Source organism: Alkalibacterium sp. m-11 (genome assembly GCF_054658155.1).
On sequence record NZ_BAAGIR010000015.1, the window covers coordinates 1 to 20,824 of the forward strand.

The window sequence follows — 20,824 nt, forward strand, 5'->3', positions numbered from 1 at the left end:
AATACAGAGGGTTCCATCTTTCGCAGGGCACGGGATAATTGAGAATAGCTAATGGACTCAATATCAATCACTTTTTTTAAGTTTGGGTTGACCAACTGTTGATCCAAATGCCGTAGGCTATCGGTTTTATCATTAATCGCATAGAGAAAGAGTTTCAGTACTTTTTTAAACGTTAATTTTTTTGAATACCGATCAAACTGGCCGATAGCCTGTCGAGACGTTTCACTTAATGTTTCTAAAGAAATGTAGGAAAACCATTTATTTATGGTCATTTTTGTTTTATACTTATCCATGCTGTAAGTCCTTTGTTTTGGTCTTGGATAAGTCATCCAACCCCATTATAAAGGACTTTTTTATATCATGAAACAGTTAAATTTTTAATGCAACACTAGTGATTTTAAATATGAAAAAAGTTAGAGTTTTAAATTTAATCACATTTGAAATACTTAACCGCCCTTGATATATGGTATACTTACTCCGTGTATGTGCAGATTTTGGAGGTGGCAGCATGCCCTTGGATTTTTTTACAAATTTTGACTGGTCAAGGCTTCTTGTGTGGCGTACAGCTGTGAATATCATTGATATTCTAATAGTGGCATTCTTTATCTATCAGCTGATGCGTATCGTAAAAGGTACTCGTGCAGTCGAACTGCTTAAAGGAATTGGAGTCATTTTGATTCTGAAAGCAATTAGTGTTATTTTTCGGTTATATACGACGGAATTCATTGTGGATTTCGTTATTCAGTGGTCGGCTCTAGCACTGATCATTATATTCCAGCCGGAACTTAGACGTGGACTTGAACATCTGGGAAGAGGGTCTCTTTTCGGAAGAAAACGTCGATCGACTGCAACTGAGATCATTGTTGATAACTTATCCCATGCAATTCAGTACATGAGCAAAAGACGGATCGGTGCGCTCATCTCGATTGAAATGGAAACGGGTCTGGACGAATACATTGCTACAGGTATCCCGCTAAACGCAGAACTGAGCTCTGAACTTCTGATCAATATTTTTATTCCGAATACCCCGCTTCATGATGGAGCTGTCATCATAAAAGGTTACAATATCGCGACGGCTGCGAGCTACTTACCTTTATCAGAAAGTCCGGCTATTCCTAAAAAGCTGGGAACACGCCATAGAGCGGCGATCGGACTGTCGGAAGTATCGGATGCCATTACGATTATCGTATCTGAAGAAACAGGGGAAGTCAGCATTTCTCGTAGAGGAAATCTGATCAACGATATGTCGCAGGATGAAGTTTTGAACTACCTGACAAAAGAACTCGTGGAATCAGAGAAAGAAAAAGAGACGCAAGGACCGCTGCAGCAGATTGTTGAGGCCGTACGGAAAGGAGTGTCCAGCAAGTGAAGTTGAATTTGGACAACCCGTGGATTACTAAATTAGTCGCACTTATATTTGCCGTGACGTTATTTTCGTTTGTTGCGCTGGAAAATCAGTCCCGGATCCGTTCAACGAGTCCAACTGACGGAGCAAGCATCACCAGCTCGGAAGTCATTACTAATTTGCCGATCGATATCAATATTGATCGGGACTTGTATTTCGTATCGGGCATTCCGGAAACGGCAACGATTCGTCTTGAAGGCCCTCAGGCTGTCCTGACACAGACGTTGGCTACTCAAAGTTTCAATATCGAAACGCCTGACCTGAACCAGATGGGCCCAGGCCGTCACACTGTCCAGCTTGAGGCAGAAGGATTGAGTGATCAGTTGAATTACAGCATCATGCCGGCAGAACTGACGCTGGAAATTGAAGAAAAAGTCATAGAAGAACATGATGTAAGAGTCGAATTTAATGAAAATGCACATTTGGCTGATGGCTATACTGCCGATGATCCTGTCCTGTCCGATGAATCAGTGACAATATCCGGTGCTGCTTCGACTATGGAACAGATCAGCGATGTGATGGTAGTTGTCATGCCGGAAGAAAGTGACATAACCACTGATATCGACATCCTTTTGAACGTCCTGGTTCTTGATGAAACGGGCGACCTGCTTAATGTGAATACTTCGCCACAACAGATTAAGGTGACGATCCCTGTTCAAGGAACCGAACAGACCGTTCCAATGAATCTGGAAGAAATTGGTACACCTAATGAAGATTATGAATATGCTCTGGAGTTTGCTCAAGGAGAACCTGAACAGATCACTGTGATCGGTGAATCGGGTATTCTTGAAGAGATGAATGATTTTTCTGTAGAGGTGGATGTGTCGGGGATCACTGAATCGACCATCAGAACCATACCGATTCCTCTGCCGGATGGGATATCAGACAGTAACCCGAGAGATGTGGATGTACTGATCAGAGTGACGCCTGTCGAACAGGAAGCAGAAGACGATGATGAAACTGAAGAAGATGAAGACGATACTGTATAACTAGACTATTAGGATGAGGAGTTTGAACAATGGGAAAATATTTTGGAACAGATGGTGTTAGAGGGGTTGCGAATAAGGAACTGACCCCTGAACTGGCTTTTAAACTGGGGCGTTTTGGAGGATATGTGCTGTCTCAGCACGCTGAAGAGGAAACCCCTAGAGTACTTGTGGGAAAAGATACACGTATATCCGGTAGAATGCTGGAATACTCCCTTGTAGCTGGACTATTGTCTGTCGGGGTTGAAGTATTGAGACTTGGTGTCATTACTACTCCCGGCGTGTCTTACCTGACACGTCAGCAGAACGCAACGGCAGGAATCATGATCTCTGCCTCACATAACCCTGTGGAAGACAACGGAATCAAATTCTTCGGGTCAGATGGGTTTAAACTCTCTGATGAACAGGAAGCTGAAATTGAAGAACTACTGGATCGTGATGGAGATGACCTTCCGCGTCCTAGTTCGGATGGCCTTGGAACATCTGAAGAGTACAAAGAAGGAATCTTGAAGTACATTCAGTTTCTGACGCAGACGATCAACGGAGACCTTTCAGGTACTCATGTAGCTCTTGATGGAGCTAATGGTGCAGCAAGTCCGCTTCTCAACCGCCTGTTTGCCGATTTGGATACTGATTTCGACGTAACTGGTGCCTCACCAAATGGTCTGAACATTAATGATGGAGTGGGAAGCACACATCCTGATTATCTGGCTGATTTTGTACTGGAAAAAGGCGCAGACGTGGGGTTAGCTTTTGATGGAGACGGAGACCGTCTTATCGCTGTTGATGAACTGGGTAATATTGTTGATGGAGACAAGATCATGTACATCTGCGGGAAATTCATGCATGAAGAAGGTCGTCTGAAGAAGAATACGATCGTTTCAACAGTCATGAGTAATATTGGTTTCTACAAAGCGCTGGAAGTCCATGATCTGGAATCAGTGAAAACTAAGGTCGGTGACCGTTATGTTATGGAAGAAATGGTCAAAAATGGTTATAATTTAGGTGGAGAACAGTCGGGTCACCTGATTTTCCTTGATTACCATACAACTGGAGACGGCCTGCTTTCAGGAATTCAGTTGCTTAATGTGATGAAACAGACAGGCAAGAAATTGTCAGAACTCGCTGAAGAAGTAACGACGTATCCTCAGAAACTGGTCAATATTCGTGTGACAGACAAGCATAATGTCATGTCCAACCCGGCAATCAGTGAGGTCATTGAACAGGTCGAACAGGAAATGGCAGGAAATGGCCGTGTACTGGTTCGTCCAAGTGGAACAGAGTCTCTTCTACGTGTCATGGCGGAAGCTGAAACGGAAGAAGCAGTGAATGAATATGTCGACCGTATTGCGGACGTCGTCAGAAAAGAAATAGGTACAGAGGAAGCGTAACAAAGCGTATTAGATTACCGCAGATAGCTTAGCGAGAAGCAATCTGCGGTTTTTACATATTGAAGCAAAGGAGCAGGTGCTATGAATGCAGAATCCTATCTATCCCCGGCCTCTATCAAAAGACAAGCAAGAGAGGAATTAAGTGGAAAATGGAGAGATGTTATCCTTCTCTACCTCGTACCGTTTGTTATCAGTCTTCTGCTGACTGGCGGTATATATGGATTCGACCTGACATCCATTCCTAGAATTATTGTTGGCGAGGAAGAGGGGAATATACTGATCAATTTTCTCGTAACATACTTGACAATAGGTATATCATTTACCTTGCTCGATATGACCCGATCAAGCAGTTATAAAATAAAACCTCTGCCTGATGCTTTTCAAGTGTTTTCAAGACGATTCTTTATTCCTGTTTTTCTTATCCAACTTCTTCGAACCTTGTTCATTGCGCTATGGACGCTAGTCTTTATTATTCCAGGAATCATCAAAACCTATTCGTATTCGCAGGCATTTTTTATTTTTAAGGATAAAAAGGATCGCGGAACTGAAGAATACCTTTCAGCGTTCGATTGCATAAAAGAAAGTAGGTATTTGATGGACGGGCACAAGCTGGAGCTCTTTTTCCTTCACTTGTCATTTTTCGGATGGTACCTCCTGGAAGTGTTCACCTTGGGGATTGCTTCTTTATACGTCAGACCGTATCTTAACATGGCGGAAGCTGTCTTTTACTCCAGACTGAGCTACGATCATAAAGAGACAAGCGATGGTCAAGTCGACGCTTATTATGATGAGACACACTTTGAAGGTGAAGTGTATGAGGAAGATGAAGAGTGTGACGATTTTGCAGATTATTAAATAGAGATCTGTAAAGTCTCCTTTCTGCCATCGATTGATGTGAGCAGGAAGGGACTTGTTATCTCTTTAGAAAGATACTCAGGCAATTGGAAGAACATAACCCATCTCAGACGAGTTAGAGCCATATGGAGAGAAAGAACCAGGTAATCATGATCAATTGAATGATCCCTTCTGCAATTCGTCCGCTGAGAAACCCGATGAGCGTTCCGACAGCTGCTCTTAAAGCGTGCGCGAAGGTATCCTGTATCCAGAATTCTACGATCAGAACGGCAATAAACGGAAAAATCAGAATTCCGAATGGGGGAAAGATGAATGTTCCAGCGATGATGGCAATCGTCGCCGTTGTTTCCCCGATTTTACTTCCGCCGAATTTGTTGACAGCGATTGATCCGGCAAGCAGGTCGGCAAGCAGGAGGAAGACGGTAAGTACGCCCATTGATACCCAGAAGACCCAGGTCAGGACTGCTGAATTGATGAAAAAATGATAAATGAGAAAGCCACCCCAGACAGCTAGTACTGAGGGGACGACGGGAGAAATAAGACCCACAAAACTCAATATGAACAGACCGATGATCACGATCCATAAAATAGTATCCATTTTATCTATTCCTTTCTTAAATGATATCTAACTCAAGTATACTAGAGTTAGAGCTTATACAAAAAAGATAGACTTTTAATTTTAGACTGGGATTCATTGACAATAGATTTAGATAATGCTAATATCAGAAGTGAACAAACTATTAGTAAGTAGATTAGGGAGTGTTTGATCGTGCCAATCACATTTTTAGAGAAGCAAAACGAGTGTTGCTGTACATGTGTACAGTCTATTTCTCATGCTCTCAAAAATGTTCTAGGCGATTAAATCGATAAGCTCCTGATATATTCTGTCACTATCAGATCAGGAAGAAATCACTAACCGTTAGAATAATTAGAGTGAGCGCATGAGGGATCCCCTTGTGCGTTTTTTTGACGAAAGGAGGATAATATGATTATACAGACAGTAAATGAACTGATCGGTCAGACACCTATGATGGAAATTAAAGGCTATGACCTTCCAGAGAACACACGAATACTTGCGAAGCTTGAACAGTTCAATCCTGGAGGAAGCATCAAGGACCGTCTGGGTGTCAAACTTATTGACACAGCATTTAAAGAAGGAAGAATCAACAAAGAGTCAACGATCATAGAGCCGACTGCCGGGAATACAGGGATCGGTCTGGGGCTGGCTGCGATGTCATATGGATTGAAACTGATTTTCGTCGTACCTGAAAAGTTCAGCATTGAAAAGCAGGAGCTGATGCGAGTCTTGGGAGCAGAAATCGTCCATACACCTACGGAAGAAGGCATTAAAGGCGCAGTGGCTAAAGCTAAGGCGTTAGGCGAGAAGATCGAAAACAGTTATCTCCCGCTTCAGTTCGAAAATCCTGTCAATCCGTTGACTTATTATGAAACTTTGGGACCTGAAATTGTCAAGGACTTAGATGGTCAGTACCCTGATTCTTTTGTCGCAGGGGCAGGAAGCGGAGGCACGTTCAGCGGGGTTGCTCAGTACTTCAAGGAACAGTCAGAGAGTGTCCGAACAATCGTCGTCGAACCGGAAGGATCCATATTAGGTGGAGGCGAACCAGGACCCCACGAGACAGAAGGCATTGGTGTTGAGTCGTTCCCGCCTTTCATGAAGAAGGAATGGATCGATCAGATCTATACCATTTCTGATGAAGAAGCATTCTATTACACAAAGGAACTGGCCAGAAAAAATGGACTCTTTATAGGAAGTTCAAGCGGGGCAGCATTTGCGGCAGCACTTAAAGAAGCACAGACGTTACCAGCAGGCAGTACGATTGTGACAGTCTTCCCGGATGGAAGCGAACGGTATTTATCAAAAAATATATACAAATAAATTCAAAAGAGGAGACGATCAGTTATGCGAATGAAAACAACTTTTATACACGGTGGAATCAGTCATGATGAGGCGACAGGATCAGTTAATGTCCCGATTCACCAGACAACAACATACAAACAGGAAAAAGTAGGGGTTCACAAAGGATTTGAATACTCCAGAACAGGAAATCCGACTCGTCTGGCGCTGGAGAAGCTCATTGCAGATATGGAAGGTGGAGTCAGAGGGCTGGCCTTTGCTTCAGGTTCTGCTGGAACGCATAATATTTTTTCCCTGTTTTCTCAAGGGGACCATATCATCGTCGGGGATGACGTTTATGGCGGAACTTACCGTCTGATCAACAAAATTTTAAAGCGTCTGGGACTGACCTTTACTGTTGTCGATACAAGTGACAGTTCAACAATCGAAGGAGCCATCAAGGACGAAACGAAAGCAATCTTCCTTGAAACACCGACTAACCCTCTGCTTAAAATAACAGATATCAAGGCTGTTGCTGATATTGCCAAAGCGCACAATATAATCACTATCGTGGACAATACCTTTGCGACGCCTTACAATCAGCGTCCGCTCGAACTTGGTGCTGATATTGTTCTTCACAGTGCATCGAAGTATCTTGGTGGACATAGTGACGTCGTTGCAGGTCTTGTAACAACTAACAGTGAAAAACTGGGAGAAGAACTAGGGTTTCTTCAGAATGCTATTGGTGGGATTCTTGGGCCTCAGGATAGCTGGATCATTCAGCGTGGGATCAAGACGCTTGGTATCCGCATGGAAGCGCATGAAACAAATGCTAAAAAAATCGTCGACTATTTGAATAATCATGACAAAGTAGAGAAGATATACTATCCTGGACTTGAATCACACCCAGGATATGAAACGGCTAAAAAACAGATGACAGGTTTTGGCGGCATGGTATCATTTGAACTGAAGGAAGGCTTGTCTGCTGAAACGTTCGTCGAAAGTCTATCCCTGATCACACTGGCCGAAAGTCTAGGAGCAGTAGAAAGTCTGATCGAAATTCCGGCACTGATGACACACGGAGCAATTCCTTCAGCAGACCGTCTGAAAGCTGGAATTAAGGATGAACTGATTCGTCTATCTGTCGGAATCGAAGATGTCGAAGATCTGATCGAAGACCTGGAGTCAGGATTCAATAAACTATAATCCAACAGATAGAGGAGCAGACATGAGCGCATTCAAAGAACTGATGCAGACTTATAAAAAGAATGACCCGGCTGCAGGCAGCTCAGCTGAAATCGTCCTGACTTATCCTGGAGTCTGGGCAATATTCTTTCATCGAATCTCCCATTTTTTATATAATAAAAGAGTAAGGGTACCGGCTCGTATGCTGTCCATGTTTGCTAGATGGATCACCGGAATCGAAATTCATCCCGGAGCTGTAATCGGTCGTCGGCTGTTTATTGACCATGGTATGGGCATCGTGATCGGTGAAACCGCAGAAATTGGAGATGACGTCAAGATGTTTCACGCTGTTACTCTAGGTGGACGGGGCGATCAGGCAGGCAAGCGCCACCCGACCATCGGTGACGGGGTACTTCTCTCCGCGCATGTTCAGGTAATAGGTAATATCACAATAGGTAAACAGGCTAAAATAGGAGCCAGTGCAGTCGTTTTAAAAGATATCCCTGTGGGAGTAACGGCTGTCGGTATTCCTGCAAAAGTAGTAAAGACCAAGGAAGAGAACTTTAGAAAAACTGCAGATAATCACACGATATAAAGGGGCGAACTAATGGGTCGAGAATTTATAGAGGTATTTACCGGATGGGCCAAGAATTATGATGCATCAGTCAAAGGCAATGATGAAGAATATAAGGAAGTGTTCGCCGGATATGAGGAAATACTGGAGGAAATAGTCAATAGAAGCGGCAATCATGTTCTGGAGTTCGGCATTGGAACTGGGAACCTGACTGAAAAACTGTTGAATGCCGGCAAGGAAGTGTTTGCTGTCGAGCCGTCACCAGAAATGCGTAAACTGGCTAAAGAAAAGTTGCCGGACGATTTTACGATTCACGATGGGGACATGCAGGATTATCCACTGCCGGACAAACCTCTGGATACAATCGTCAGCTCATACGTTTTCCATCATCTGGATGATGAAGAAAAGAGCGAAGCAGTAAGATTCTATGCCCAGCAGCTGGCTGAAGGCGGGAAGCTCGTCTTTGCTGATACGATCTTCGTAACTCAGGATGTCTATGACAATGTCATAGAAGAGGCTGAAAGCGGAGGCTACAGTGATCTTGCGGAAGACTTGAGGAGAGAATACTATCCTCTACTGGATACGGTATACACTGCATTGAGTAAAGCAGGATTTTCCCAGATATCCTTTACTCAAATGAACGATTTTGTCTGGGTATTTGAAGGAACGAAAGTACAAGACGTAAAAAATATGGATATTTTAAAAGGAGATAATCATTAATGGCTGAAAAAAAGATGAACGTCGAAAGTTTTAACCTTGACCATACAAAAGTACAGGCTCCTTACGTCCGAGTGGCTGACAGAAAAACAGGAACGAACGGTGACCTGATCGTCAAGTATGATGTCCGGTTTTCACAGCCGAATAAAGAACACATGGACATGATGGCCGTGCATTCCCTTGAACATCTGACTGCAGAGCATATCCGTAATCATGCGGATTATATCGTCGATTTCGGTCCTATGGGCTGCCAGACAGGGTTTTATCTGACTGTTCTGAACCACGATAACATCGATGAAATACTCGAAGTACTTGAAAAGACGATGAAAGACGTACTGGAAGCTGACGAAGTACCGGCAAGCAACGAGGTACAGTGTGGCTGGGCGGCACATCACACGCTTGAAGGAGCAAAAGAAGTGGCTGAACGCTTCCTTTCAAAACGTGATGAATGGTCAGTGGTATTTGCAGAAGATTCTGTACAGTAATTACTGAAAAAACCGATCAGACGACACTATTATCGTCTGATCGGTTTTTTCTTCTTTTTAGAGCAATGATGTTCGATTCGTCCGACGAATCGGTTCCTTATTTAAATGAGCGGTGTTGTGGGCAGTACTATATTAGTGAAATAACGGATTTAATTAATACATAGAGAAACTTCTTCTGATTTTGAGAGTCATTCAGGAACAAGTGATCTTTAGATGTAGTTCCGGCAGTATAATAAAGGAAAAGGTATCGTTAGCGTACCGGCCAGTTGCAGTTCCGTAACATCAGCAGAGTCTAAGGTATAACTAGCGCGGTTCTAATTACAGTTCCAGGAAATTATAGTTTCCAAAGTGTCGCTAAACAGCGTCTAATTACAGTTCCAGGAAATTATAGTTTCCAAAGTGTCGCTAAACAGCGTCTAATTACAGTTCCAAAAAATCAATGCGTCCAAAGTGCTGCTAAGCGGCCTCTAGTTACAGTTCTGAATATATACTGTATCTAAAATGTCGCTATTCGCCCTATAAGTATAGTTCCGTAAACTGAGGGGATATAGATATACTATTAGGTCCTCCCAGCTTAAAGGTTTAGCATGTCATGTACTATAGTGTGTCTTTTTTAAGCATCATTCCTTTGTGCTGCCAGTCCGTTAGGCATAGAGGCCATGCAATCGGGTTTCTGACCGTGAGTCATGTGTATTTGAAGTTAGTCATGCTATAATAAACTAATAATTCCGGGGAGATGAACATATGACTAAAAACACATTTGATTTGGAACAGCAATTACTTTCAGACTTTGACAGTAAGCTGACTGCTGAAGGAGTATCTGGGGAGAGACTCGCTTACCGACTGGGTATACTGTCAAAAATAGGACTTACTGAGGACCAAGGCTCACGACGCCCGGGATTCTCACAGGAAGAGCGAGAAGCAAAAAACTGGATCGTTAAATGGATGGAAGAAGCAGGAATGCAGGTCAGAGAAGATGGGGCAGGCAATATCATCGGCAGACTGGACGGGAAACACCCTGACAAACCAGTAATTATGAGCGGATCCCATGTTGACACAGTCCCTAACGGAGGACATTTTGACGGGACAATAGGTGTGCTTTCAGCTCTGGAAGTTGCTCAGTCATGGAAAGAAACAGGGTATGCACCTGAAAAACCTTTGGAAATAGTGGCTTTTACTGATGAAGAAGGGTCGCGCTTCAACGGAGGGCTGACAGGCAGCGAGGCAATGATGGGGGATACGGACATCGAAGCCATGCAGACTAAGAAAGATTTTGACGGCCGCGCCTTTGAAGAGGTCATTAATGACGTAGGATTAAGTGTTGAAGGATTCAAATCAGCCGGACGTCCGCACAGTGATATCGAGTCCTATGTCGAAGTGCATATCGAACAGGGCAAGCGACTTGAAAAAGAGCAGCTGCCGTGTGGAATTGTAACTGGAATTGCCGGCCCCTACTGGTTGAGACTGACATTTAAAGGACAGGCTGGTCATGCCGGAAACACGCCTATGACTGATCGACAGGACGCGTTGGTTGCGGCTGGACATTTTATCCACTATATCAGTCATCTTCCTCAAAAAATAAACGACTCTGCAGTAGCGACAGTTGGGAATATTGAGGTCAAGCCGAATGGAACGAATGTGATTCCTGGGGAAGTCATAGTTTACCTGGATATCAGGGATATTTTTGAGAATACACGTCAGCAGCTTATTGATGCTATTATTCAAACGGCAGAAGATATCAGTAAATCCTGGGCAATCACTCTGACATGTGAGACAGTGCATAATGTGCCGCCAGTTCCTATAAAAAAAAACTACAGGATAAATTGGAAAAAGCGATGCAGGGGAAAGGCATCAGACCCTACTATCTTCCTAGTGGAGCCGGTCACGATGCAATGATCGTGGGCCAGCATGTTCCCTCCGCAATGATTTTCGTCCGAAGTAAAGATGGGATAAGTCACAATCCTGCAGAATGGTCTGATTTGAACGATTGCGTTCAGGCAGTGCATATACTTAAAGACTATATCGAAAGCTGCCAGTCCCTATAGAAGATTCACAAGAAATGGAAAAAGGAGGATGACCTTATGCCGATAATTTCTTATTCGACACTGCCCCTTCTGGAATCTCAGCCTATGGAGGCCGTAAACTCATGTATTGAACTAGGTGCAGATAAAGTAGAGCTGTTCATAGATGGTACTCACTGGTCTCACATTAAAGACAATCACAAAGAGGGACTTATTCAACAATTGAGAAGAGCAGGCGCTCAATATAGTGTCCATGCCCCTCACTATGATTTGAATATGGCTAGTGAGTGGGGGCCAGTCAGGACTGCAGCATTGGAACAGTACAAAAAAACCATCCGTTTTGCCGGACGGATCCAGGCATCTCATGTGGTCATCAGTCCAGGTGTCATTCATCCGACGACATTTGACAAGGAAAAAAGCCGACACTATGCTCTTAAAGGAATCAGGACTCTGATTCCTACTGCTAAACAGTGCAAGGTCAGACTGGCTATAGAACATGGTGGCGATCGCCAGAGAGAATTGTTTGATCACGACGCTTTTATTTCTTTTATTCACTCGTTCAAAGAAGATGTGGTGGGTGCAGTCCTCGACGTCGGCCATGCTCAGATTACCAGGTGGCCCATTGCCACTGTCATGAAAGAACTGAACAGCAAGCTTCTGGCCCTTCATATTAATGATACGAGGGGAAATGTGGACAATCACCTGCCTATAGGGCAAGGAGCGATTGACTGGGAGAGTGTCTTTCAGACTTTAAAAATGCTTGATATAGAGCCTGATCTAGTTCTGGAATACAATATGAGAACACCGGTTGAAGAACTTCCCCGGAGCAAAGAGGCGATCCATGACCTTTTCAAAGAGAAGAGCGGCTAATCAAGTTTAAACAATTACACAAAAGACAGCCTCATCGTTAACCTTAAACAAGGGAACGATGAGGCTGTCTGCGTTAAATATTACTATCTGCGACGTCTGCCGCCTCCACCAAAAATAAGGAAGAGTCTTAGGACACTCAGGAATGAAGCAATTGCTGCGGCAATATAAGTCAATGCAGCGGCATTCAGTACTTTCTTGGCTTGAGGCAGTTCTTCATTTGTAAGAAGGTTCTGCTCTTCAAGGATACGAATGGCACGTTTAGACGCATCGAATTCTACCGGTAAAGTGACCAGCTGAAACAGCAGAGTCAGTGAGAACAAAAGAATTCCAATATTGATCAGTGTCTGCTGATAGCCCATGAAAAATCCAAGAAACAGGATTGGGAAAGCAGCTGTCTGTCCGAAGTTGGTAACCGGCACAAGTGCTGCACGTAGACGAAGCGGACCGTAGTTGTCGCGGTCTTGCATGGCGTGTCCAGCCTCGTGTGCTGCTACACCGATAGCGGCTACTGATGTTGAATTCCGAGTGGTATCGGATAATCTGAGGACACTGTCCTGTGCATTATAATGGTCTGTCAGGTTACCCCTGATCCCTTCAAGTCGGACATTTTTCAGCTGTGCAGCGTTCAAAATCTCGCGACAGACATCGGAAGCGGTGTACCCTCGTTTACTCTTCACGTTGCTGTATTTACTGTAAGTGGACTGCACGTACATACTTGCAAATCCGGAAATAATCATACCTATGATAATCAGAATCATTGTGGGATCCCAATAGAATGGAAAGAATGGCATGTAAGTCCCTCCTATGCGTTATAGATTGTATTAATATTAGACCTGTTCATATTATACCATATCGAACTGCAACATTTTAGAAAACTGGACTAATGTTATGTGAGTTCTTTGTGAATAATGAATGGTCTGTCACATTTTGATGCTAGATTTCATCTTAATACTAGTAGTTTACACTACTGACAAAGGTTTTACTATCCATCCAGAGACTGATTTATTATACACAAAGAAGTTTAGTAAATTTACTTGTATAGTTTTACTAAAAGGGTTACAATGTTACTGACTACAAGTAGAGGAGCGATTAATTATGAACAGGAATGAACTGCTGGAGGGGTTTAAAGAAGCTTTCGGGTATGAAGGAAATCAGGTTTTCTTTTCTCCAGGACGAATCAATCTGATAGGCGAGCACACTGACTATAATGGCGGAAAAGTGTTTCCATGCGCAATTACTATGGGAACATACGGAGTTGTTAAGAAAAGGGAAGATCAGATGATTCAGGCGTATTCCGGAAACTTTCCGGAAGTGGGCATTCTGACAGCTGATCTTGATGATCTTACCTATAAAAAAGAAGACAACTGGCTGAATTATGTTAAGGGAATGATCAATTATATACAAGAAAAAACTGGAAAACTGACCCAGGGGTTCGACTTGTATATTTATGGGACTATTCCTAATGGAGCGTCTCTTTCATCTTCTGCCTCTCTTGAACTACTGACTGGAGTGATCGTCAGAGACCTGTTCTCGCTTGACATCGATCAGCTGGACCTAGTCAAACTGGGGATGCGGACTGAAAATGAATTTTTAGGACTGAATTCAGGCATTCTGGATCAGTTTGCTATCGGCATGTCCAAAGCAGGCAGTGCACTGCTTCTTGATACAAACACACTGGAATTCGAAGAGATTCCAGTCGATCTGCCCGATCATAAAATAGTCATCATGAATTCAATGACCAGAAGAGAGCTGGTCGATTCTGAATACAATACCCGTCGTGAGCAGTGTGAGACGGCGTTAGAGCAGCTTCAGACAGCAGTGAATGTCAGGAGTTTAGGTGAACTGACAGAAGAGGCCTTTGAGGCGCACAAACGTGTCATATCAGATGAGATTCTGCTCAGACGGGCAAGACATGCTGTCTATGAAAGTGCAAGGACTGAACGGGCTGCAGAGGCTCTGAAGAATAATGACCTGAAGGCGTTCGGTCAGTATATGAATGAATCTCACGAGTCCCTTCATCAAGATTATGAGGTGACTGTCAGAGAAACGGATCTTCTGGTGAGGCTGGCCTGGCAGCAGAAAGGCACAGTTGGTGCTCGTATGACAGGCGGAGGCTTTGGAGGCTGCTGTATTGCCATCGTCGAGGATAATCACGTCGATGAGTTTATCGCTCAGGTGGGTCAGGGATTCAAGGAAGAAATTGGATATGAAGCAGAGTTTTATATTGCAGAAACGGAAGATGGCACAAAGGAATGGGTGAACAATGACTAAGATACACACTACACGTGGGATTAATCAGACGATTGCTGACTTTGTAGAGTCCCAGGTAAAGTCGGGCCTCGTTCATCAGACAGACAGAATTTATCTAGCCAACAGACTGGCTGCGTTGCTGAAAGTGGATGCATTGGAAAATCTGTCCCCTTCAGATAGGAAAAATACCGCGTTGGAGCTACTGGACGAACTGATAAATTACGCTGTTTCAACCGATCAGATCGAAGACCTGCCTTCCTCTAAGGATGTATTTGGTGCAAAAGTGATGGATCTAATTACTCCTGCCCCGTCGCAAGTCAATCTGCAGTTCTGGGAAAATTACAGACAAAGTCCCAAAAAAGCTACAGATCAATTTTTTGGGCTGAGCCGACAGACCAATTACATCAAGACAAGAGAAATAGCTAAAAATATAGAGTATACACATGAAACAGATTATGGCGAGCTTGAAATTACAATCAATCTTTCCAAGCCCGAAAAAGATCCAAAGGAGATTGCTAGAGCCGGAAAGAAAAAGCCGAATTATCCGAAGTGCATGCTTTGTATGGAGAATGAAGGATATGAAGGGCACTTGTCTCACCCGGGTCGGGCGAACCACCGAATCATTCGCATGACTGTCGGTGAGGAAGACTGGGGATTCCAGTACTCACCGTATGCTTATTATGATGAGCACTGTATCTTTCTTTCACACGCACATCGTGAAATGAATGTCGGGATACAGGCAGTCAGAAACCTGATGGATATATTGACCGTCCTGCCGCATTATTTTGTAGGATCGAATGCTGGTCTGCCAATCGTCGGTGGATCGATTCTGTCTCATGATCACTATCAGGGTGGACGCCATACGTTTCCGCTGGAGCGTGCTGAAGAAAGGTTTTCTTTCGAACTCGATGGAATGACCGATGTCAAGGCGGCTGTCATTAAGTGGCCGATGTCAGTGATTCGTATAACGAGTGAATCTAAGAACAGTCTGATAAAAGCCGCAGAAAAAGTAATGTCGGTCTGGGAAGGCTACTCGGATGAATCCGTAGATTTATTATCCGAAACAGATGGAGTCCCACATAATGCTGTAACTCCGATTGCCCGTAGAAAAGGGGAGGCTTTTGAACTGGATCTGGTTCTCCGGAATAATCGGACATCTGAATCCTATCCAGATGGGATCTTTCATCCTCATCCACCCGTTCAGCACATTAAAAAGGAGAATATAGGCTTAATTGAAGTAATGGGTCTGGCGATCTTGCCCCCCCGATTAAAGGACGAACTGAACCAGGTCCGCGACTATCTGCTGGGAAGAGTCGATGCAGTTGATCCCGTCCATCAGTCGTGGGCTGACGAGCTGAAAATCGAACATGAAATAACCGAAGAAACTGTCGGGAATATCGTTGATAAAGCTGTCGGAGAAGTGTTTTTACAGGTACTCAAGGATGCAGGAGTATTCAAGACAGATCATAATGGAAAAGAAGCCTTTAAACGGTTTATCACTCACTTAAAAAAGGTATAATGGGAACGTATTAATTTAATCGGTAAACAAACGGGAGGAAAGAATATGGAGATTACTAGTAAAAGTTATGGAAAAGTTGATGGAGTAGACGTACTTGAATATACACTAACTAACAGTAAAGGGGTAGCAATCAGTGCCATGCCGTTCGGAGCCACACTGACTAAAATAGTCACACCGGATAAGAATGGAAACAGAGAGAATATCACGTTGAATGTAGAAAATCTCGAAGATTTTATTGCCCATCGTCCATTTTACGGTGCAACAATTGGAAGAGTTGCCGGTCGGATCACTAGAGGTCAGTTTACACTAAGCGGGATCGATTATCAGCTGGATGTCAACGAGGGAGAAAATCTGCTTCACGGTGGACCAGAAGGCTTCGATACGAAGTTATGGGAAGTCAGAACTGAAGAAAGTGACTCGCGTGCAAGTCTGATTTTTACTTTTAACAGCCCTGCAGGGGAAAACAGATTCCCTGGAAATCTATCAGTAACTGTCACGTATACATTGACAGAAGAAGATGAATGGATAATTGATTATCAGGCAGAAACAGATGCTCCAACATTGTTCAATCCGACGAATCATGTCTACTTTAATTTGACTGGGGACATCAAAAAGTCGATTCTGGATCATCAGCTGATGCTTAACAGTGATCTTTTTGCGCCACTGGGAGAAGAAAACCTGCCAAAAGGAGAGTTGGATAAGGTAGAAGGGACACCTTTTGACTTTACATCCTTCAAAGCGGTTAAAGAGGCCGTACTGGCTGATCATCCGCAAATCTCACCTTTATCCGGGTTAGATCATCCATTTGTCTTAAGCGGAAAAAGTGACGGACCGGAAGGGATTCTGTTCGATCCTGAATCAGGTAGAGAAGTGAAATTCTTTACAGACTGCAACAGTGTCGTTATCTTTACACATAATGCGGAAGTGGACGACTTTGAGATTCAAGGTGAACCGGCTGGTCAATATGCTGGAATCACTCTGGAGACTCAAACCCTTCCGGATGCGGTCAATCAACCTGGATTCGGCAACATCATTTTAAGACCCGGTGAGACATTTACGTCGCAGACGACTTACCAGTTCGGTGTAAGAGCAGACTGAACCTTTTGATCAGGAATCTATCATTTTAGGAGGGAAGGGATGGCGACACTTAAAGACATTGCAAAAAAAGCTGGTGTATCAACTTCTACTGTGTCCCGAGTGCTCAATTATGATCCGACCTTGTCTGTAGGCGAAGAAACAAAAAAGCGGATATTCGAAGCGGCAGAAGCTTTGGAATACCGAAGTCACAAGAAAGTAATGACTAGAAAAAAAGGGACAATCGCCATTGTCAACTGGGTCAGTGAGTCTGAGGAACTGAACGACCTCTATTACATGTCGATCCGAATAAGTGCTGAAAAAAAAGCCCAGGAGCTCGGTTACGATTTCATACGACTATATGATCAGGATGAACTGATCGATCATGACAATCTGGCTGGTATACTGGCTATTGGGAAATACAGTCAGCATCAGGTGAAGCAGTTTCGGGATAAAGAGCTTCCTTTGTGTTTTGTTGATTTCAAGCCTCAAGCAGATGTTGACTGTGTATTGGTCAATTTCAAAGATGCCATCAAGGGAAACATCGAATACCTGATCAAGCAGGGGCATAAGCGTATCGGCTTCATCGGAGGGGAAGAATCCTTCAGTGACGGGACAGGTAACTGGATCGACCCTCGTGAAAAGACGATGCGAGAATATCTGAAGCGCAAGCGGATTTATTCATCTGATTATTTTCAGGTTGGTGAATTCCGCGTGGAAGATGGCAGAAAGAATATGCTGAAGGTACTGGAGCAGCTAGATAAAAACGAGCGGCCTACTGCGTTTGTGGCAGCAAATGATGCAATAGCAATAGGCTGCCTGAAGGCTTTATATGAGAAAAATATCAAGGTGCCGGAGGACATGGGTCTTATCGGTTTCAACGACATCTCTACAGCAAAATACATTACACCATCCCTGACTACAGTTAAGGTGTATACCGAAGAAATGGGTAGCAGCGGGATACAGCTGCTGCATGAACGGATACAGGATGGACGTGATGTTACGAAGACTGTCATCACCTCAACGAAACTGATTGTCCGGGAGAGTACGTAACGAGTATTGACTATGTGAATTAGAAAAGACCTGCTCATTAGGAAGCAGGTCTTTTCTGATAGATGGAAATGGGTTATCGTTTATTTAGAATAGCAAAGGCATCATCTTGTGGAGTATAGCCCAATTTTACTCGTGCAGAATCGATATCCAGTCTCGGGAAGGCATTGTTGGATACCCCGTTGACCAGCAGATAGGGTTCCTCCAGTTCAGCTTTCAGACAGCAGTCGATCAGATGGTTCATATCACGAGCCGAGAAGTACATGCCCATTGAATAAAAGTCTGCATCAGGATCCAGCTCACTTTCATCATCTTTGTAATCCCCAATTCGAATCCCAACCGACTCGATCCCTTTTTTATAGGCATAATAACTGGCCAGTGCTTCGAGATAGGCTTTGGATACGCCATACAAGTCATCGGGCCTGACCTGGTCCGTTGTTTTTACCTGAACGTTGTGCGGATAGGCATCACTTGCATGAATCGAACTAGCAAAAATAATTCGTTTCAAAGAAGAAGATTTCTCAGCCTGTTTATATAAATTCTGAGGAAGCACATAGTTCAGATCCACTAGTTCATCATAAAAATCTGCGTCCGGATTAGGGTTTCCTGCCAGTTGAATCACATATTCAACACCGTCCAGTGCATCCTCCCACTTGTCGATCTTGGACAAGTCAGCTTCTACTAGCTTAGCCCCGTCTTTCAGTTCTTCAGGAAAATCAGAAAAATCGATGTCCGCCAGTACTAGATCATGCGACTCTTTTAAATGTTTTGTCAGGTTCGTTCCAATCAGCCCTGTGGCACCTGTAATCAATATCTTGCTCATATATAATCTCCTTCCAGTTCATGTAGGGTATAAGTAAGTCCAGCTTCAGTCATTGAGAACTGAAGCTGGACAAAATGTAACTGTTAATGATCAGTCTCTATCGTTGTCTTCTTTAGCGTCTCCAACTGCATCATGACCGTGCCCTTTAGCTTTCTGAGCTTTCCCTTCAGCTTGTTTTCCTTTGTCGTCGGTCGCATCACCGAAAGAATCTTTTAGTCCACCAACTGCTTTATCTTTGGCACCTTTAGCTTTATGCTTCAAACTGTCTTTATTTTCATCCATTTGCTTCTCCACCTTTCAATTGATAATATAGTTTTAATTTTAATCTCATTGTAAGTAGTATGCGGGAATAATTCAAAAGAAACGATTTGTCACACACTGATTCGTTTCTCAAGACACACAAAATGTGCTAAACTAAATTTAAATAGATAGAGATTGAGGAGCTGTAGAATGAAAACTCTCGGGATCGACACGTCCAACCAGGTGATGTCTGTTGCATTAACTGATGGAACTGAACTAGTTTTGGAAAAGACAGTAAATATTAAAAGAAATCATAGCGTTCAACTGATGCCGGCCATAGAAGAGCTGGTCAGCGAAGCGGGATGGAAACCACAGGACATTGAACGAGTGGTCGTCGCCAGAGGCCCGGGTTCATATACAGGAGTAAGAATCGGAGTGACCGTCGCAAAGACACTGGCTTATAGTCTGAATGCCGAGCTCGTTGGTCTTTCCAGTCTGCATATTCTGGCAGGGAATGGTGAGAGAGTTCCCGACAGCTTTATCGTTCCTGTATTCGATGCAAGAAGAGGAAACATCTATACAGGGCTATATAAATATGAAAACACTGGGTTCTCTGCAGTAGAAAACGACACTCATATCTCTGCGGAAACCTGGGCTGCCTATCTGAGTACGCTGGAAGGAACGGTCCAGCTGGTCGGACAGGATGCTGCCCGTCATTTTGAAACATTCAAGTCAAAGCTTGGAGACCGTCTCATTACACTCCCCTCCAGTCGTCACTATCCTAGAGCGAGTGTAGCAATTGAACTCGGTCAATATCATCAACCGGAGCCGGCCCATTTATTTGAACCCGAATACCTGAAACGCGCTGAAGCCGAACAGAACTGGATGGACGCCCATCCTGAACATGCCCAAGGAGGCGGGTGGATTGAGAAACTTTAAAGACTGGTTTTCCGACAGAGTTACAAAGACGACGACACGGACATTCGTTCCAATAGCTGCTCGAATCAGACTGGAACAGCCTTTCTATCCACTTTCTGATGAACGGTTTTTAAGCAGCCGAATTGCAAATGAAGAGGATGTCAACAGTATTCTCACGATTGAAAAAAGGTGCTACAACGGACAGACACCATGGAACAGGTCGGCGATCCTACACGAAATAAGGTACAATAAAAATGCTTTTTACATTGTAGTCTATGAAGAGGAAGAAGCCGTCGCGTTTGTTGGAGCCTGGGTCGTTGGACAGGAAGCACATATTACAAACATCGCAACTGTCCCTGATTATCAGAACAAAGGAATCGCGACGTATTTACTGAGAGAGATAATCAAGATCGCGGAAAAAGAAGAGATTTCAGAGGTTACTCTGGAAGTAAGAGTCTCTAATGAGACAGCACAGAGTCTTTATACCACGCTTGGATTTGAAAAAGGTCGAATAAAGAAAAATTACTATGCTAACGATCATGAAGATGCTCTGGAAATGAGTTTTAGAGTCAAGCAGTTAACTGATGAACAGAAATAGAAAGA

Annotated in this window: 22 protein-coding genes and 1 pseudogene; 18 read left to right on the forward strand and 5 right to left on the reverse strand. The window is 43.7% G+C overall.

What is annotated here, in order from left to right; translation table 11 throughout:
• Positions 1-293, reverse strand: a pseudogene (locus ACYQ2O_RS03165) (IS4 family transposase); the annotation flags it as partial.
• 215 nt (positions 294-508) lie between these two features.
• Here ACYQ2O_RS03165 and cdaA point away from each other — a divergent pair.
• The 4 genes from cdaA (at position 509) to ACYQ2O_RS03185 (ending at position 4,637) form a co-directional block, all read left to right on the forward strand.
• Positions 509-1,369: a diadenylate cyclase CdaA gene (cdaA, locus tag ACYQ2O_RS03170; RefSeq protein ID WP_346024522.1), complete on the forward strand. Its 861-nt coding sequence runs from the start codon at positions 509-511 to the stop codon at positions 1,367-1,369.
• Positions 1,366-2,394, forward strand: coding sequence for a CdaR family protein (locus ACYQ2O_RS03175; RefSeq protein ID WP_346024521.1), 1,029 nt, complete (start codon positions 1,366-1,368; stop codon positions 2,392-2,394). Before cdaA ends, ACYQ2O_RS03175 begins: the two co-directional genes overlap by 4 nt.
• A gap of 29 nt (positions 2,395-2,423) precedes the next feature.
• Positions 2,424-3,782, forward strand: a complete 1,359-nt coding sequence (gene glmM / locus ACYQ2O_RS03180) for a phosphoglucosamine mutase (protein ID WP_459769533.1) — start codon at positions 2,424-2,426, stop codon at positions 3,780-3,782.
• Positions 3,783-3,863: 81 nt separating this feature from the next.
• Positions 3,864-4,637 (forward strand): DUF975 family protein, encoded by a 774-nt coding sequence (locus ACYQ2O_RS03185; RefSeq protein WP_346024519.1) that lies wholly within the window; start codon positions 3,864-3,866, stop codon positions 4,635-4,637.
• A gap of 115 nt (positions 4,638-4,752) precedes the next feature.
• On the opposite strand, the gene ACYQ2O_RS03190 is transcribed toward ACYQ2O_RS03185, so the two are convergent.
• Positions 4,753-5,235, reverse strand: coding sequence for a DUF456 domain-containing protein (locus ACYQ2O_RS03190; RefSeq protein ID WP_091266163.1), 483 nt, complete (start codon positions 5,233-5,235; stop codon positions 4,753-4,755).
• A gap of 387 nt (positions 5,236-5,622) precedes the next feature.
• Here ACYQ2O_RS03190 and ACYQ2O_RS03195 point away from each other — a divergent pair, with 387 nt between their 5' ends.
• The 8 genes from ACYQ2O_RS03195 (at position 5,623) to ACYQ2O_RS03230 (ending at position 12,347) form a co-directional block, all read left to right on the forward strand.
• Positions 5,623-6,537: a PLP-dependent cysteine synthase family protein gene (locus ACYQ2O_RS03195; protein ID WP_459769530.1), complete on the forward strand. Its 915-nt coding sequence runs from the start codon at positions 5,623-5,625 to the stop codon at positions 6,535-6,537.
• Positions 6,538-6,561: 24 nt separating this feature from the next.
• Complete coding sequence (locus ACYQ2O_RS03200) at positions 6,562-7,701, forward strand: bifunctional cystathionine gamma-lyase/homocysteine desulfhydrase (RefSeq protein WP_346024517.1); 1,140 nt, start codon at positions 6,562-6,564, stop codon at positions 7,699-7,701.
• A 22-nt stretch (positions 7,702-7,723) separates the two neighbouring features.
• The gene (gene epsC / locus ACYQ2O_RS03205; RefSeq protein ID WP_346024516.1) at positions 7,724-8,275 is read left to right on the forward strand and encodes a serine O-acetyltransferase EpsC; all 552 of its coding nucleotides are present in this window, start codon (positions 7,724-7,726) and stop codon (positions 8,273-8,275) included.
• Between the two features lie 12 nt (positions 8,276-8,287).
• Positions 8,288-8,974 carry a class I SAM-dependent methyltransferase gene (locus ACYQ2O_RS03210; RefSeq protein WP_346024515.1) on the forward strand — a complete coding sequence of 229 codons (687 nt, stop codon included), beginning with the start codon at positions 8,288-8,290 and terminating at the stop codon, positions 8,972-8,974.
• A complete protein-coding gene (locus tag ACYQ2O_RS03215; RefSeq protein ID WP_459769528.1) occupies positions 8,974-9,456 on the forward strand; it encodes an S-ribosylhomocysteine lyase in 483 nt (160 codons plus the stop codon). Before ACYQ2O_RS03210 ends, ACYQ2O_RS03215 begins: the two co-directional genes overlap by 1 nt.
• Before the next feature lie 744 nt (positions 9,457-10,200).
• Positions 10,201-11,352 carry a M20 family metallo-hydrolase gene (locus tag ACYQ2O_RS03220; RefSeq protein ID WP_459795975.1) on the forward strand — a complete coding sequence of 384 codons (1,152 nt, stop codon included), beginning with the start codon at positions 10,201-10,203 and terminating at the stop codon, positions 11,350-11,352.
• Entirely contained in the window at positions 11,292-11,501 is a 210-nt protein-coding gene (locus ACYQ2O_RS03225) for a M20/M25/M40 family metallo-hydrolase (protein ID WP_459769524.1), read from the forward strand. The genes ACYQ2O_RS03220 and ACYQ2O_RS03225 overlap by 61 nt, the downstream gene beginning before the upstream one ends.
• Positions 11,502-11,537: 36 nt before the next feature.
• Entirely contained in the window at positions 11,538-12,347 is an 810-nt protein-coding gene (locus ACYQ2O_RS03230) for a sugar phosphate isomerase/epimerase family protein (protein ID WP_459769522.1), read from the forward strand.
• A gap of 83 nt (positions 12,348-12,430) precedes the next feature.
• On the opposite strand, the gene ACYQ2O_RS03235 is transcribed toward ACYQ2O_RS03230, so the two are convergent.
• Entirely contained in the window at positions 12,431-13,138 is a 708-nt protein-coding gene (locus tag ACYQ2O_RS03235) for a zinc metallopeptidase (RefSeq protein WP_459769520.1), read from the reverse strand.
• Between the two features lie 304 nt (positions 13,139-13,442).
• On the opposite strand from ACYQ2O_RS03235, the gene ACYQ2O_RS03240 reads away from it, so the two are divergent.
• Genes ACYQ2O_RS03240 through ACYQ2O_RS03255 form a run of 4 tightly spaced genes read left to right on the forward strand, consistent with a single transcriptional unit; the run spans position 13,443 to position 18,243 of the window.
• Positions 13,443-14,618 (forward strand): galactokinase, encoded by a 1,176-nt coding sequence (locus ACYQ2O_RS03240; RefSeq protein ID WP_346024510.1) that lies wholly within the window; start codon positions 13,443-13,445, stop codon positions 14,616-14,618.
• Positions 14,611-16,116, forward strand: coding sequence for a UDP-glucose--hexose-1-phosphate uridylyltransferase (gene galT / locus ACYQ2O_RS03245; RefSeq protein WP_346024509.1), 1,506 nt, complete (start codon positions 14,611-14,613; stop codon positions 16,114-16,116). Before ACYQ2O_RS03240 ends, galT begins: the two co-directional genes overlap by 8 nt.
• 45 nt (positions 16,117-16,161) lie before the next feature.
• Entirely contained in the window at positions 16,162-17,214 is a 1,053-nt protein-coding gene (locus tag ACYQ2O_RS03250; RefSeq protein ID WP_346024508.1) for an aldose epimerase family protein, read from the forward strand.
• A 39-nt stretch (positions 17,215-17,253) separates the two neighbouring features.
• A complete protein-coding gene (locus ACYQ2O_RS03255) occupies positions 17,254-18,243 on the forward strand; it encodes a LacI family DNA-binding transcriptional regulator (protein ID WP_459769518.1) in 990 nt (329 codons plus the stop codon).
• Positions 18,244-18,316: 73 nt separating this feature from the next.
• Here ACYQ2O_RS03255 and ACYQ2O_RS03260 read toward each other — a convergent pair whose 3' ends face one another.
• Together ACYQ2O_RS03260 and ACYQ2O_RS03265 are read right to left on the reverse strand one after the other, a co-directional pair.
• The gene (locus ACYQ2O_RS03260) at positions 18,317-19,063 is read right to left on the reverse strand and encodes an NAD-dependent epimerase/dehydratase family protein (RefSeq protein WP_346024506.1); all 747 of its coding nucleotides are present in this window, start codon (positions 19,061-19,063) and stop codon (positions 18,317-18,319) included.
• A 90-nt stretch (positions 19,064-19,153) separates the two neighbouring features.
• On the reverse strand, positions 19,154-19,345 hold the full coding sequence (locus tag ACYQ2O_RS03265) for a CsbD family protein (protein WP_459769516.1): 192 nt from the start codon (positions 19,343-19,345) through the stop codon (positions 19,154-19,156).
• Between the two features lie 168 nt (positions 19,346-19,513).
• Here ACYQ2O_RS03265 and tsaB point away from each other — a divergent pair, with 168 nt between their 5' ends.
• Both tsaB and rimI read left to right on the forward strand, forming a co-directional pair.
• Positions 19,514-20,242, forward strand: a complete 729-nt coding sequence (tsaB, locus tag ACYQ2O_RS03270) for a tRNA (adenosine(37)-N6)-threonylcarbamoyltransferase complex dimerization subunit type 1 TsaB (protein WP_459769514.1) — start codon at positions 19,514-19,516, stop codon at positions 20,240-20,242.
• Positions 20,229-20,819 (forward strand): ribosomal protein S18-alanine N-acetyltransferase, encoded by a 591-nt coding sequence (rimI, locus tag ACYQ2O_RS03275; RefSeq protein WP_459795976.1) that lies wholly within the window; start codon positions 20,229-20,231, stop codon positions 20,817-20,819. The genes tsaB and rimI overlap by 14 nt, the downstream gene beginning before the upstream one ends.
• Positions 20,820-20,824: the final 5 nt, after the last annotated feature.